At 62.6% G+C, this 14,739-nt stretch carries 15 protein-coding genes; 12 read left to right on the top strand and 3 right to left on the bottom strand.

Features of this window, described 5'->3' with window-relative positions; genetic code table 11:
- Position 1 precedes the first annotated feature (1 nt).
- Genes ACFQZZ_RS01360 through ACFQZZ_RS01345 form a run of 4 tightly spaced genes read left to right on the top strand, consistent with a single transcriptional unit; the run spans position 2 to position 2,529 of the window.
- Entirely contained in the window at positions 2-298 is a 297-nt protein-coding gene (locus ACFQZZ_RS01360; RefSeq protein ID WP_378672605.1) for a WXG100 family type VII secretion target, read from the top strand.
- Entirely contained in the window at positions 295-1,608 is a 1,314-nt protein-coding gene (locus ACFQZZ_RS01355; protein ID WP_378672602.1) for a hypothetical protein, read from the top strand. Before ACFQZZ_RS01360 ends, ACFQZZ_RS01355 begins: the two co-directional genes overlap by 4 nt.
- A gap of 16 nt (positions 1,609-1,624) precedes the next feature.
- Complete coding sequence (locus ACFQZZ_RS01350; protein ID WP_378672599.1) at positions 1,625-2,101, top strand: hypothetical protein; 477 nt, start codon at positions 1,625-1,627, stop codon at positions 2,099-2,101.
- Positions 2,098-2,529, top strand: a complete 432-nt coding sequence (locus tag ACFQZZ_RS01345) for a YbaB/EbfC family nucleoid-associated protein (RefSeq protein WP_378672596.1) — start codon at positions 2,098-2,100, stop codon at positions 2,527-2,529. The genes ACFQZZ_RS01350 and ACFQZZ_RS01345 overlap by 4 nt, the downstream gene beginning before the upstream one ends.
- 142 nt (positions 2,530-2,671) lie before the next feature.
- Here ACFQZZ_RS01345 and ACFQZZ_RS01340 read toward each other — a convergent pair whose 3' ends face one another.
- Positions 2,672-2,977, bottom strand: coding sequence for a hypothetical protein (locus ACFQZZ_RS01340; protein ID WP_378672593.1), 306 nt, complete (start codon positions 2,975-2,977; stop codon positions 2,672-2,674).
- 292 nt (positions 2,978-3,269) lie between these two features.
- Between ACFQZZ_RS01340 and ACFQZZ_RS01335 the strand changes: the two genes are divergently transcribed.
- From ACFQZZ_RS01335 to ACFQZZ_RS01310, 6 genes are all read left to right on the top strand, one after another.
- The gene (locus tag ACFQZZ_RS01335) at positions 3,270-3,653 is read left to right on the top strand and encodes a DUF4158 domain-containing protein (protein WP_378672591.1); all 384 of its coding nucleotides are present in this window, start codon (positions 3,270-3,272) and stop codon (positions 3,651-3,653) included.
- A complete protein-coding gene (locus ACFQZZ_RS01330) occupies positions 3,620-4,012 on the top strand; it encodes a DUF4158 domain-containing protein (protein WP_378672589.1) in 393 nt (130 codons plus the stop codon). The genes ACFQZZ_RS01335 and ACFQZZ_RS01330 overlap by 34 nt, the downstream gene beginning before the upstream one ends.
- Positions 3,979-4,317, top strand: a complete 339-nt coding sequence (locus ACFQZZ_RS01325; RefSeq protein WP_378672586.1) for a Tn3 family transposase — start codon at positions 3,979-3,981, stop codon at positions 4,315-4,317. The genes ACFQZZ_RS01330 and ACFQZZ_RS01325 overlap by 34 nt, the downstream gene beginning before the upstream one ends.
- A gap of 276 nt (positions 4,318-4,593) precedes the next feature.
- Positions 4,594-4,983: a hypothetical protein gene (locus tag ACFQZZ_RS01320; RefSeq protein ID WP_378672584.1), complete on the top strand. Its 390-nt coding sequence runs from the start codon at positions 4,594-4,596 to the stop codon at positions 4,981-4,983.
- 522 nt (positions 4,984-5,505) lie between these two features.
- Positions 5,506-7,668: a DUF4132 domain-containing protein gene (locus tag ACFQZZ_RS01315; protein ID WP_378672581.1), complete on the top strand. Its 2,163-nt coding sequence runs from the start codon at positions 5,506-5,508 to the stop codon at positions 7,666-7,668.
- A 639-nt stretch (positions 7,669-8,307) separates the two neighbouring features.
- Positions 8,308-8,856, top strand: coding sequence for a hypothetical protein (locus tag ACFQZZ_RS01310; RefSeq protein WP_378672579.1), 549 nt, complete (start codon positions 8,308-8,310; stop codon positions 8,854-8,856).
- Positions 8,857-9,616: 760 nt separating this feature from the next.
- Here the strand turns inward: ACFQZZ_RS01310 and ACFQZZ_RS01305 are convergent.
- Positions 9,617-9,838 (bottom strand): hypothetical protein, encoded by a 222-nt coding sequence (locus tag ACFQZZ_RS01305; RefSeq protein ID WP_378672577.1) that lies wholly within the window; start codon positions 9,836-9,838, stop codon positions 9,617-9,619.
- On the opposite strand from ACFQZZ_RS01305, the gene ACFQZZ_RS01300 reads away from it, so the two are divergent.
- Positions 9,828-10,724, top strand: coding sequence for a hypothetical protein (locus tag ACFQZZ_RS01300; RefSeq protein WP_378672574.1), 897 nt, complete (start codon positions 9,828-9,830; stop codon positions 10,722-10,724). The genes ACFQZZ_RS01305 and ACFQZZ_RS01300 overlap by 11 nt on opposite strands.
- A gap of 367 nt (positions 10,725-11,091) precedes the next feature.
- Positions 11,092-11,946, top strand: a complete 855-nt coding sequence (locus tag ACFQZZ_RS01295; protein WP_378672571.1) for a hypothetical protein — start codon at positions 11,092-11,094, stop codon at positions 11,944-11,946.
- Positions 11,947-13,167: 1,221 nt separating this feature from the next.
- Here ACFQZZ_RS01295 and ACFQZZ_RS01290 read toward each other — a convergent pair.
- Positions 13,168-14,610, bottom strand: coding sequence for a zinc-ribbon domain-containing protein (locus ACFQZZ_RS01290; protein WP_378673219.1), 1,443 nt, complete (start codon positions 14,608-14,610; stop codon positions 13,168-13,170).
- Positions 14,611-14,739 lie beyond the last annotated feature (129 nt).

Below are 14,739 nucleotides of genomic sequence, written 5' to 3'. Positions count from 1 at the left end.
CGTGGCCGACGATTACAGCTACCGGGTGAATCTCGAGCAGCTCGACGACGCGATCACCACGATGGCGAAATTCGGTGCCGATGTTGAGGGGTGGCTGGCGGAGGTCGATCAGAAGATCGCCGAGCTGCACTTGGCGTGGTCGAGTCTGGCGGCTGAAGCTCAGCGCGGCGCGCATGACCGGTGGATGGCCGGTGCGGCGGAGATGCGGGAAAACCTCGATGAGTTGCGTGAGGTCGCGCGTCGGGCGCACACCAGCTACACCGGCGCGGCCCAGACGAATCTGGAGATGTGGCCGTGAGCCCTCCTGCGAGTTTCCCGATCATCGTGTGCCGGCAGGAGGATTACCGCTCCGCCAGTGAGGGGTTGGCGTTCATCCGCGACGACGTCGGCGAGGTCCACGCTGCCTTGGTGCGCACGCTGTCCGGATACGGCGGGATGGCTGGTAGTGACAGCGCGGGCACTCAGTGGGCGACGACCTACGACGAAGCCGCGGCCGCGGCACTGCAAAGCTCCTCGAAGCTGGTGTCGACGTGCGCGCGTATCAGCGACCTGATCGCGGCCGGAGCCCACAACCACGCCTCTGCCGAAGCCGCCGCGAACGGTATCGAGCCACCTCCGGCGCCGACGCCGAGTATCGATCCGTGTTTTGCGATCTCGGCCCCGTCAGCTGGTGGTGGGGGCGGCGCGGATCCGTTCGGGTGGTCGCTGATCAAGTCGGTGTCGGGGTTGATGTGGCCCAACGGGCACCAGGATCAGTTGAGAGCCGCGAAAGACGTCTGGTACGCCGCAGCGGCGGCGTTGGACACCGCGACCCTCCCGTTTCCCAATGCGGTCGGGATGTTGGGGAACCAGCAGTCACCGGAAATCCCCGCTTCGGTCGCTACCTGCAGTGAAACCTCCGGTAACTTCCTGGAACTGCAGGCGGCGTATCGGGAAATCGGTGACGCGTGCGGCGAGTACGCCCAACACCTCGACGACGCACACAGCGAGATCCTCGACGAGCTCGAGGACATGGCGATCGAGACCGCCGCGTGGGAAGTAGGGATGGCCGTCCTTGCGCCGTTCACCGCAGGGATTTCCGAACTCGGCGGCCATGGTGCTCTGGTGGCGCGTATCGGCATCTATGCCGCCCGCATCGGGCGCATCATCGACCGGCTCGTCGCCAAGGTGACCACTCTCGTTGCCCGCATCGGTTCAGCAGTCACCGGCAGGCTGAAGGCGATGCTGACCAGGCTCGGCGAATGGCTGGAGAAAGCCAAGACCAAACTGTGGCGATCCGATCCCGGCAGTGGGCCGCCAGGAGTGGGACCCAAACCGCCCGGGGTCAAACCGACCGTCAACGACACGAGACTGCAGAACATCCTCAACGACCTCTACAAGGGCGCGAATAATCCGGGCAGAGTTGGTGATGGGACAACCGCAGACGCGGTCCGCAACGAACTCAAAACCTTGGAACCCACCGAAGGTCGATGGCACCTGCAAAAGGCGATGGAGTCACAGCGAGGACTCGCGAAATGGTTGATGGACAAGGCCAACACCGATCCCGCCGACCGGGCCGTCGCGATTCGAGAGCTGCAGAACCTCATGGATGCATTGGCCGGACGATAGGAAAGGGAGGCGAAACATGAACGACAGAACCGACAAAGAGATCCTGGAGTTAATCGATACTTGGTCGAGGACCTTGGTGCCCGAGCAGGCACAGTTCATCCGAGATCTCGCCAACCTCGAGCCCGAGATCCGCCCGCTCATAGCCGAGCATGTCAACGACTACGACGAGATACTCCCGACGATGCTCATGGGCGACGTCTCACGCTGGGTCGTTCAGATCGTGCAGGAAAGCGCTGATCCGGCATCGCGGTTGGCGCCCTTCTTCAACCGGCTCGAACAGGCGTGGGGTGATGGACAGAACCCGGTCTCCGACCTGATCGCTGTGTCGTTTGTCGAGAACATCTTCGATGAGCCCGGCGTGGTCGAATTGTTGGGCCCCGAGCTCACTCGCTACTACAGGATCTACACCGGCCAGGACAAGGTCCGTCGAGACGAGATGCGACCGATGCCAGGGGTTTTGAAGCAGGTGTTGAAGAAGTTGAGGCGCTCATGACCGACCTCCCAGAATGGGAGTTGCAGCTCCAGCAGAACCTCGCCGGGATCCGGCGCAGCGGAGAGAATCTCGCGAAATCCGCGGCCTCTATCACCGGCCACGCCGAGGTCCGTGGCGTCACGATCGAAGTCAGCGCGAACGGCGACATCACCAGCCTGCAGATCGCACCTGGCGCGATGCGCTGGACCAGCGCACAACTGACAAGTGCCCTGCTCGACTGCCACCGACGAGCACGAGCCGATGCTGCAGCAAAAACCGAACAGATCATCCGAAACGCCGACTCCCGCCTCCGTAACCCCATGCAGGAACTACTCGGCAAGGCCGAGGCCGCGGTGACCGAACCTCGACAGCCGATGACCGAAGAAGAGATCCAAGCGGCTGATGACGCCTATTTCGACCGCATGAACAGGCGCGGCTGGAACCGCTAGACAACGACCTGCACATGGCCGACGACGAAGATCTGATGTCCGCAGATCACCAGGCGATAGTCATCGCGGTGTGGACGTGGCCGACTTCGCTGATGATTCGCGCTACTTCGACTACACGAAGCTCGGTGCCGTTGAGCTCGTCCTAGATCGATAACACCCGCGTAACCAGTTGTGGTGTCAACCGGCACGCTCGCGCGAAGGCCTCGACCTGGACGCGGCGTTTGGGCAGGGTGGCGTTCTTCGGGTCCACGAATCGACAGGCGGTGCTGCGCAGCAACTTCGAGCTCACTGCGACCTGGCCGGCGGTGAGCCCGGACCAGGCGAGCATGTGGCGCAGCATCGCCATGAACTTGTTGGCCGAGTTCGCCTCGAGCACCAGCCGACCACACGAACCGTGGTGCGGATCGCGGCTCATGGGCGTGCCCACCACCGAGCCGATGGAACCCATCTCCGAGAAGCTGGAGCACCGAGCGAGCTGCTCGGCTGCACGATGGTGACGAGCGGAATCACCATCATCAGCGTATTTTGACCGCGTCGTCGGCGGTGAAGCCTCGCGTGATCAACGCGAAATTGTAGGCGAGGCCGGCCACGACGATGACGCTTGCCAGAGGGTCGACCGGAATACGGCAGAAACCTGCCGTTGAGGCCATAGTGGCCGGTGGGAGACCCGTTGTCGGTGTGGCGGGTGGTGCCGATTAAGGTTCGGGTCCTCTGCTGATGTTCTTGTTCCGGGTGGGTTCGTGGCTTCGATCGATCGCACCGCGTATCCGCGGTTCAAGCGTGTGGTGTCGGCACGGGAGATCGCGGAGTCGTTCACTCCGTCCGAAGACGAGACCGGGTGGGCACGGTCGAAGACCACGTCTGATGGTCACTTGCTGGCGTTGGTGGTGCTGCTGAAGTGCTATCAGCGGCTGGGGTACTTCCCGAAGCTGGCCGATGTGCCTGATGCCGTGGTTTCCTACGTGCGCAGCATGCTCGGTGTCGCGGATTCGGTTGTGGCCGGCCACGAGTCGGAGCGGACGTTGTGGCGGCACCGCGAGTTCGTCCGTACTCGGTTGGGGGTGGTGTACGAGCCGGCGAGGGTGCGGGGGTGGCGGAGAAGGCTATTCGGGCGGCAGCGCTGACGAAGGACAATCCGGCGGACCTGATCAACGTCGCGTTGGAGGAGCTGGTCCGGTCCTCGTGCGAGCTGCCTGGGTACACCACCCTGGACGCGATGACAACCAGCATCCGCACGGAGGTGAACTCCGGCTTCTTCTCGACGGTGGCGAACCGGATCCCGATCACGGACCGGGCCCGGATGGCGCGGCTGCTGCTGGTGGATCCGGTGGCGCGGCGCAGCGAGTTCGATCGGTTGAAGACTCCGGCGAAGGCGGCATCGCTGGGCAAGTTCTGCGGTTTCTGTCCGAACCCGAGCTGCGGCAGCAGATCACGGCGATCACGAACCGGGTGGAGGCGTTCCACGGGTTCGCCGCGTGGCTGATGTTCGGTGGGAAGCTGATCGGTCACAACGATCCCGTTCATCAGGAACGGGTGGTGAAGTTCAACGAGTTGGTCGCCAATTGCGCGATCTACTCCACCGCCCTGGTCATCACCGATGCTGCGAACGCGCTGGCGGCCGAAGGGCATCCGGTGGATCCGGACGATCTGGCCACCATCACTCCGTACATCACGCGCACGATCCGCCGCTTCGGCGACTGGGTGCTCAACCTCACCCCACCCGACGGTGAGCCGGTCACGCGCCTGGACCTCGAACCCCACGCCCTGTTCCCCACCGGCACAGTCTGACGTGGCCCGCCAGCGCCGTTCTTCGGGAAACCTCGCCGGCCAGCTTCCGGCTCGACATGACTACCCGCCTGGATCTGAATCGAGAGCGGGAGGCTTATTCGCAAGCATCTTGATCGCCTCTGTCCGGGGTGTAAGCGCTGTCCCAGCGGCCATCAGCCGTGGCGCGCGTTCGACCTCGGCCGAGGCCGGCACCGTGGCAGCGACGAATTCTTGGAGCAGGCCACTGGTGGGAAACTGTTCTCGAGTTCTGTCAGGGGTCGTGCCTACCCTGTCGTCATGGTGAGTGTGAAGGTGGTCGACGAAACGGCATCCGGGGGTCGCGACGACGGCTGGATGTTCGAGGTGACCGAGGAGCGGCTGCCACTGCGGGAGATCATCCGGCGGCGGGTATTCCAGGAGGTCGCCGAGCACAATGCCACCGCGGGCGGTGGTGTATTTCGTGGTCTGGTGCTGCCGGCGGATGCCGAGGTGGTGCGCGGCGGGTTCCGCACGATTGGTCGTGTCGATCTGGAACGCCAGTGCGAGGCGGCGTTGCAGGCTTTCGGGCGCAACGGTTTCGTGGTCCTGGTCGGCGATCGACAGATCGAGGAGTTGGACGAGGTGGTCGCGCTGCCACTGGGTGTGGAAATCACATTCCTGAAGCTCGTTGCATTGGTGGGTGGCTGAATGTCGAGGTCCGAGTACGAGACCGCGGCGCGGGCCGCCATCGCCGCGGACGATATGGACGCCTTCTTCGACGCATATCTGCAGGCGTATCAGACGGAGACCGACAAGTACGTGTGGGGTGCGGTATCGAACGTGGCACGCGTCTTGCCAGACGAGACCTCCGAGCGGTTGGCTCGCGTCTGCGCCGCAGCGGCCCCGGCCGCTTCCGAGCACATCCGACACGGGGTCAAGTATCTGCAGGAGAGCATCGTTCCTTCCAAGTACAAGACAGCGGTCCTCGATGCCATCGCTGCGGACGATATGGGCAGGTTGTGCGTCGAGATTGTGCGGGTACACCAGATCGCCGAGTCCACCCATATGGCGTCCGACTATGCCTTATGGCATGCCCTGTTCGCCAAGGTGCGTGAACTGCCGACCGAGACGGTCGAACGGCTTGCTCGCGCTTGCGCGGTTGCGTTCCCTACCGCTTCGGAGCGCGAGCAGCACTCTCTGCTGCTCTTGGCGTCGACCGTCGCACCCACCTTGCCGATCCTGGTCGAAGAACGGCGAGCAGTGCTGGAAACCCTGTCGAACCACCACGGCAGGTTAAGCCTTTTCGCGATCGACTCATCTCTGGCCCTAGCGGAACTGGCGTCAGGACGTATCTTGAGCCCTGAGGTCGTCGCGGTGTACCGCCGCGGAGCCTGCGAGAGGTACCTGGACTCTCGTGTTGCAGAGGTCGCCCGGCAATGTCCCGAACCAGTGGTCAATGTGGGTGAGCAATGGGCGGACCGAGCACTGGAGCTGGTGTGCTCGTCTCCGGGTTGGCACGACCTGCTGGCCTTCGCCATAACCGCCACGATGGGAAGACCGAACGCCAAGTGGGAAAAGACCGGTCGAGCGCTGCTGGCGAAGGTGGATTCCTTCGACGAGAAGGTGCTGTCGTTGTTGGAGCTGGTGGGCCGACCCAGGACATTACCGCTGCGGCATCGTCTCGCCGAAGATCCCGGCCTTAACGACGAGTACGACCCGTTCAACGCGAACGCGGTGCGCGGTCTGCTGTGGCTGCTGACGTATCGGCCCCCGCAGCCGACGACTGCCCGCATCCTGGGCGGCCTGGTGGAAACGTCGCTGCGCAAAATCAAGGGTCTGGGACCACGTAACCCGAAGATAGCCAACGCTGGTGTTTACGCTCTGAGCCAGGTGAGCGGCGAGGCGGCGCTGGGTGAGCTGGCCCGCCTGGCCGCCACGGTGACTTACAAGGGCACGTTGAAGCTGATCAACGCCGCGCTGGAGGCCAAGGCACACGCGCTCGGGCTGACCCGCACTCAGATCGAGGAGATGGCCGTGCCCACCTACGGCCTGACGTCGGTAGGCACGGCGGAATTCGCCTTCGGCGCTGCGTCGGCGACGGTGACCGTGGACGGCACCAAGGCGGTGCTGTGCTGGTTCACGAGCAAACCGGTGAAAAGCGTCCCGGCCGCGGTGAAACGCGACCATGCCGAGGAATTGAAAGAACTCGAGGCGACGGCCAAGGACATCGGCAAGATGCTGACCGCCCAAGTCGAACGGCTGGATCGCCAGTTCCTGGAGCGCCGCAGCTGGGATTACCCCTCGTGGCGGGAGTTTTATATCGACCACCCCTTGGTGGGCACGATCGCCCGCCGTTTGTTGTGGACAGTCGACGGGGTCACCTGCGGCTACGCAGACGGCGCGCTGCGCGACGTGGCGGACAACCCGGTGGGTGGTGACATCGTGGAGCTGTGGCACCCGCTCGGCCGCTCGACGGAGGAGATCCTCGCATGGCGAGAGTGGTTGGAATGCAAGAATATCCGGCAGCCGTTCAAACAAGCCCATCGCGAGGTCTACCTACTCACCGACGCAGAACGCCACACCGGTACCTACTCGAACCGCTTCGCGGCGCACATCCTGCGCCAACACCAGTTCCACGCGTTGGCCGCTGTCCGGGGATGGCGCAACAAGCTCTTGCTGGATGCCGACACCTCCGTGCCGCCACCGACCCGTGAACTGCCGCAGTGGGGTGTGCGCGCGGAATACTGGGTGGAGGGCGAACGCGACGACATTGGGGACGTCGACATCACGGAGTCCGGCAGCTATCTACGCCTGCGCACCGACCAGGTGCGGTTCTACCCGATCGACGCACCACAGAACCTTGCCAACAGCGCTTTCCATGGCGGCTTCCATGGGTCGGCCGAGCCACTGCCACTGTCGGACGTGCCCGAACTGGTCCTGAGCGAAGTACTGCGCGACGTGGACCTGTTCGTCGGTGTGGCCAGCATCGGCAACGATCCGACATGGTACGACGGTGGTCCGAACGGCAGGTTCGCCGACTACTGGACCGACTACAGTTTCGGCGACCTGAACCAGACTGCACAAACCAGACGTGACCTGCTGACCAGGCTGCTGCCCCGACTGGCCATCGGCCACCAATGCACCGTGGAAGACAGATTCCTGCACGTGCGAGGTACTAAGCATTCGTATCGGATCCACCTGGGCTCAGGAAACGTCCTGATCGACCCCAACAACCGCTACCTGTGCATCGTCCCCTCGGCACGAACAACCGAACCGGACTCGTTCCTGCCGTTCGACGGTGACCGGATGCTGTCGGTGATCCTCAGCAAAGCCCTGCTTCTGGCCAACGACACCAAAATCACCGACCCAACCATCCTGAGCCAACTCCCGTGACAATGCTTCAGGCGCGACAGTTGGTCGAACTCAGTACACCGATTGCCATCTCGTGGCGCACTTCCGCTTGGGAACCGCCCGCCGATCCACCGACCGCATCACAGACCGGCTCGGTGCTGTCCGCCGCTTCGGCGCCGGTTCTCACCAGCCAATATGGTCTGACGGCAGGTTTCTGCCGTATACCGGTCGCACCTCTGCCACGAACGCCGACGGCCACGTCCACATCGGTGTGGCAGGGGCAGGGGCAACGAGCGCAGCGGGGCGGTCGGGCCGCACACCGTTGGACATGGAGGGGGCTTCTTTTCGTGCGCGGCGGTACCCGGGCTAACGGCTGCGGGCAGCCGTATGCCCGGGTACCGCATTGAATGCAGTCGAGTCTCGGAGAGGTCGTACTCGAAACCCCAACTCCGAGTTGCAGTCTCGAAGCCGAAGCGTCGACGGTACCGACTGGTCAGCTGTACCAAGCATTCTGCCCTGGGACAACGACGGTTACGAAACACATACCCCGGATTTCGTAGCCGGACTTCACAAACACTGCTGGGGACGGGCAAGCGAATCGAGCCTTCTACCGGCGACCAGGAACGGGTGGTAGCGCGGGCACTCGCGAAGGCCGCGCCATTTCATCGGCAACGCAACAGCGTGGCGGACGCGCTGCCGATCGAGATGTATGCGACTGTCCTTACCGATGCTGGCCCTGGTGACGCCTTCGCGTTCGTGACGTCGAACTCCCTTGATTTCTCGGCCACACACGGCGACCAGCGCCAGCCTCATGAAGACTTGGCCGAGATGTTCGCTGCTGACCACTCGACATATCGGCTCGGGGTCGACGGACTTGAGCAGTGCCTGCGCGACGAGTTCGATAGCTATCTGGACGAACTCATAGCCGAGATGTGGTTTCCGGACGACCCGCGCGGGCTGAACGAGATACTTGCCGCTGAAAAGGAGATGTTCGACAAGGTTTGGTACGAGCGCTCAATGCGGCATGACCGCGAGCTGATCGCCGAAGGCAAGACCGAAGAACTCGAGAAGCACGAGCGCGTCGCACGTCAGGGACGAAAACGGATCGAAGAAACCTACGGTCTTGAGAATATCGGGCCGTACGATGCCTTCGAATTGGGAATGCTCAACGGCAAACTGTCGGCGTTGCGTTGGGTGCTGGGTGACGAATGGGACTTCCTCGATACCTAGCGGGCCGGTCCGCCATCCGCGAGATCCTGGGCGGGCTCTGCCGATCCAAAACGTGTCGGTGCCTCGGTGGTTTCAGTCGTCGCAGACGACCAGCCCCGGAACCAGCACCGTCATCGGTGGCGGCGGTTTCCTCGGCGCACGTCGAGTCGCTCCTTCTCGTTGTTTCGAAGCCACTTCTCTGTGGTGAGGCCCTCCTCCTTCGCGCGGGCCGCTACAGCTTTGGCCGCTGTCCGGCAATCGCGGCACCATGGTTGCGATACGGCGAGAGAAGCGGGAACCCCATCACCGTGTGTGTACTCGATCCACTCGTCGCCGTGCTGGTCGGACACGTAACGGGGCATAACTCGTCTGCATGCGTCCAGGCTTGCCCAGTGCTTGACGGTGGACCCCGGAACCAACGCTCTGTCAGGTAGCTGTAGACAGTAGACCTTGGCGTCGCCGAAGACATCCGGCATCGCGTAGTGGTCCGCTACTCCGCCACCACACCGGGCGCAATGGCTTCTGTTCGCGAATCGTTCCTGTATTGCCGCCGAGGCTTCTGAGACCACCGCGGGCACGCGCGCGACGATGTCGTCGCGGAGCGGCTGCGACAGCGGCGTTGGCGCGAAACCCCGCAAGTAGCCGATCGGGCTGACCAGCCACGGCAACCAATCTTGGTGGGTAGGTGACCACTTCAATCGCCCCCACTCGTCGGGTTCGACCACGACTGCCCACAGCTCATCGAAGATTGCCGGAATATCTCCGTTCCTAGGTCGCACGTTCACTCCGCCGACGTCGTTGGGGTCTGCCACTTGGTCACTTGCTTTCGTTGTCCATCAGTTGATTTCGTGGTCAGCGTGTCTATCGATTCGGTGGCATCCTCTCCGCGCAATCCGCCTTTGCTTTGCTGACCTGCCGCGATCAGCAATGCTGCCTGCTCCTGCGAGGCAGCAGTGAACGTGGCTTTGACCGCCGAAACAAAGGCCTGTGGGGTGACGGTCATGCCGTGGCGCTGGGAGCGCAATGCCGTCCCCCTGATGAACGGGGCCGGTCAAGAAATCATCAACGCCCAGGCTGTCGACAGCTGCGACATCGTCATCGCCGTCTTCGACAGCCGGCTCGGTACCCAGACCGCCGAGGCCGTATCTGGTACCGCCGAAGAGATTACGCGAGCCAGCAAAGCCGGCAAGCCCGTCCATGTGTATTTCTCCAGTGAGCCGCTTCCACACGACACGCCATGGGAAGAACTGAAGCGACTCGACGAGTTCAAGGCACAGTTCCGCCAAGAAGGCCTGCTCGGGGAGTACGCAAATCCCAACGATCTGCAGAACCAGGTCCATCGCGCCATCGAATACGATGTCTCCGCGCTCGAACGGAAACCCGCTCGGCAGCCCGCTGCCTCGCTTGCGCGACCTCGCGCCGTGACCTGCTCGGTGGAGTCGAACCCGTTAGGCCCCGGGATCTGGAACGTTATCGTCAACAACGGGAGCAGTGGCCCGATCACCGATCTTGAGGTAGCGGTCTACCTCGTCGATTCCCGTGGCGAGCGCACAGCGGACCAGTGCGTGCCCGCGAAGAATCACCAGTCACTCGGCGATCTGATGGGCAAGGTGGTACGGGAAGCGCTTCGCGGAAGCCTGGGATCTGTCGCCGGTGTCTACGGCGGCACGATGGCTGATCAGCTCGCCCCCCGGATCCAGCAGGAAATGCTCAGGCAGGCGATCGCGCAAATGCAGGATTCATTCCCGGCAGTGCTCCCGACGGACAGGGACACCACCGTGGCCTACATCGCCGAAGGGGATGGCCAGGTCCGGGCAGACATCACCTTCACTGACGAGGTTGGCAACGTATGGTTCAGGCCTCACGGTAAAGCACCCATGCTCAAATAGACGGCACGGCAAGGCATTCCGATGTCCGAGGTTCGCGAGGGTCGATTCACCCGACCAGGTGAGCGGCGTCGCGAACCGCGGCGGCCATCCGGGGTATGGGGGGAGTCGTTGACCCGCCCTGCTCGGGAGCACGCCGGGCGGCAGCTTCTCATCCGTTGCGCGACAGCCGGTTTCGGCTGGCGACGCTAGTGGGGCCACGGTCTTCCAGCGGGCAGTATCGCCACAATCCGACAGGAAGGTTAAATCGCAACCGTTGTCTGGCGGAAGGGAACGCATAGGAACCCGGGCAGCTGGCTCCCGATTGTCGGCGACTTCACGGCTCTCGGAAATACGACACCGTTGCTCATACGTGTGGAAAGGGAATTCGATGGACAAGCCGGTCAATCTCGACGACCCCGAGTCATGGCCACCCGAACTCCGTCAGTTGGCCACTCTCGGTGCGCGACACCCAGGCTGCCAGACACGCTTCACATCCGATCTGAGGCCGCCGGAAGAACTCTCTCGTGCAATCGAGCTGATACTGGCCGAGCACGGAGTCGTCGTCTATCACTGCACGCGGTTGATGGAGTCCGAAGTCGACGATATCCGCGTGAATGGGCTGAGAGCGACGTCCCAGGAACTTCTCGCAGACAAGGTCGCTGCCGCGCTTCAAGCAGGACTGCTCACTGATGCACAAGTCGAACGCATCCTGACCACAGGTGTGCTGAGCGCAGTCGATCAGCGGGCGGCACGAACGAACGAGATATGTACTGTCGCAAACCTTCACACAATCGAGGCGGTCGGGGATGGGCTCGAACCATACCTCCAGAACTGGGGTGGGGAAATAACCTACTTTTGGCAGCAGACCAGAGAGGATCTCGAACTCGAGAAAACGCTCCGCGAAATCGGACGGCCCACACTGATCGCGCTTCATCATCGTCCTTCGGAACACCACCGGTACTTCCCGGAACTCGCGAAAATTGTCATCGGCCGATGGCGTGAACACGAGGACTACGGCGGAGAAGTCCACCTCCGAGTGCCGGAAAACGCGCGGGTGCCGGTGCTGAACCTCTGGCAGCCAGGTGACGAAGGATTGCCGCGCGAAGCGAGTGATGCGATAGCGCTGATGTCTGGCGCCGCCTCTTTGGATTTGCCGGATGAACTCGCCGCTGAGATCGCGGCGCAGGCGTCGACCTGGAACGTAATCGCGTCAGGCGAAGGCGAGGTAAGGAAGATGAGGTAGCGATGCCTGCTTTCATTTCTGCCGCTTACCGCCACAGCGGAGCGCGATGGAGGCAACGGCTGGGCTGCCAGTCCAGAGCGGTGAAGACGGTCCGGTCCACGATCCGACCGTCGGATCCGGGCCGTCGGATCCGACGGTGTACAACACGTACCGGATATTGCTGTCCGCAGGACGGATCGAGTGGTTTGCGACCTGTGGTCCTGAAACGAGATCCTTTGTCGCTACGAGCGACCACTCGCCGAGAGGCGCTTGTCGGACGTCGGCACTCGCCACCGCAGTCGGAGGTTACGCCGCCTAATATTCCCTGGCGGCGTTTCGCAATCAGGCGACTTCGAGGCTCGGCAGCAACGCACTGTAATAGCCGCATATCGCGCTGATCGAGTCGGCCAAACCTACGTCCCGCTCAGCATCGTTTGCCGAGGCCGGGTGCCCCTCCGCTGACGGTTGGAACCGAGCTGCTACGGTCGGCCGATCGCTCCTTGCGATCGTCCATCTCCGCCTTTTGCGCCCGCAGTCGGTGTTGCCGATCCTTGGTCACGGCCTTCTCCGCGGCCCTCTTCGCCTTTCGGACTTCACGCGCACGTTCGGATTGTGATGCGTTCCAGCACAAACCACACCGTCGAACCTCGGTCGGGCGACTCGCGCTCAATGGATCATCCGACTCCACCGAGATCTTGCACATCGTCCGAGCAAGCTTCTTCGGGTTCACGACGTGAGCCCGTTCCTCCAAAGTCACCCAATTCCATTGGAGCGATTCAGCTTTGCTACTACCTCCCACGAACTCGGACTTTAGTCGCAACGTCGCGGACCGGGAGTCATATCGACCAGAGGTGGACCAGCACCACAACACCACCCGCGAGACCCAGGGTCGGCGGGCTTCGTAGCTCGACATGAACGTCGGATCTACTCTCGCTGCGGGGTGGGTGACGCGTCCGATCATGCCGCGCCCAGGTGTTTTGGGCTTGTTCACCGCACCCACCGGCGAACGCACGCACATGCCGCGGAGCGCGCGTCGGGCACTCAACCAAGCGTTGCGATGACCGCCTGAACCCGCACCGATGATCGCGTGAAACCTCATCGCTGATCTGATGTCGATCAATGTAAAGATCCAGTGCGTACCACTGCACAAGTAGGTTCAATGGACTCGGGCAGCCCTACTACCTTGAACCATCTACTTCGCGCATTGATTGACGAGTTGGTGGGGATTGTTCAGGAGCGCACCTAGTCGCGCTTCTGCTTGCAGATGGGGCAAAGATAGGTGCTCCGAATACGGTTTCCGGGTTTCGCCGACCATTCGTATCCGCAGCTGGCACATAGCCACCAATAGTTCGTGTGCGTGCCCGCGTTGATGGTCGCGGGGGTCGCCGCCCTGTTTCTGTCCGGATGCCACTGCGCGGCAAAGTCGGGGTGTAACTCCGCGAGGGAGTTCCCTTCGCGAACGGCACGCCTTGCGGCACCCATAGCGCGGGAGGCACACCGCTTGCAGCCGTGTCCATTTTTCGCTCGGGTCCAGACCATCGCTGGCCACTCATTACCGCAAGTTGAACACAGCCAGTAGACGCGATGAGCACTGCCTTCGCCGATCTTGGACGGGTCGATATCGACGTTCTTCGAAGGGTGCCACTCTTTGAGCAGGTGGGGATGAGTCGCCGCCAGAGAACGCTCAAGTGCAGGCTGCATTCGCTGGCGCATCACGACCTTGGACGAACATTTGCGACACCCGGAACCCTTGGACACCCTGACGCCGGGGCTGCGCTTCCACTCGTTTCCGCACTGTTCGCACAACCACCAGACCGGTTTCGACGAACGGGGAGTTACAGCCGCCGGAAGTTGGTTGCCGTTTTTCGTGGGGTGCCACTGCCGCGCTAAGTCGGGATGCAGGTCGGCTAGTGACCGGCCCCGCTCGGGGGTAACAATTCCTACGATTCGCCGCTTAGCCGCGCAGGGGCGGCAGCCTGCACGGCGTGGATCCTTTGTCTGCCATTCATGTCCGCAGTCGCCGCATAGCCACCAGATCGCCACATTTGTGACTCGGGGATTCAGGTCGAACAACGAAAGCTCTCGATTTTTGATCGGATGGAATTTGGCAACCAGATCGGGACGAAGGTCGCCAAGTGACCTGCCCGGCATGCGGAGCGTTCGCCTAGAACACACCGGGCATCCGGTTCCGTCGCTGGTTCGGTGTTTGGGAGTGGTTCGCCATTCGTGGTCGCACGCTTTGCATTGCCACCAAACGGAGGCTTTCGCGGCGGGGTTGGTAAACGCAGGATCGGCGGAGCCGTTTTTTGTCGGGTGCCACTCACTTGCGATCGCTGGGTATAGCGTCGAGAGGCTGCTTTCGTGATGGCGATATATGACCGCGTCCGCCTCGGCTCCGGCCCAAAGTTCGGGGACTGCGCGATAGCGTTCGCTATGCGCCGGTTCATGGCCCAGCTCGGTCAACTTCGCAAGAACAGCGACAGCGATGTTCTTGATCGAGGCACTTGCGGCGACCACGATATCTGACGGGTTGATCGTGGTGAGCGGGTGGTGGCGGACGCGAATGACGGTCCAACCGGCGCCGATCAAAGCCTGTGACTGCTTGGTGTCCTTCCGAATTGCATCGGTCAGGTGGTGGTAGTAGCTCCCGTCGTACTCGACAATCAGTCGGTAGTCAGGGATCACGATGTCGGCTCTGACCGGGGCTCGGCCTACAACCGGAATCGGCGGGTGATCGTGGTCGACGGGGCAGCCCGCCGCCTGAAGCTCGTACGCTAGTCGGATCTCTTGCTCGGAGGTGCCCCACAGCGTGCA

Origin of the sequence: Nocardia sp. GCM10030253, assembly GCF_042675075.1 — a bacterium.
In the GTDB taxonomy this organism is placed as follows: domain Bacteria; phylum Actinomycetota; class Actinomycetes; order Mycobacteriales; family Mycobacteriaceae; genus Nocardia.
Note: the sequence above shows the minus strand (reverse complement) of the source record. Positions and strands in the feature narration are given on the sequence as shown.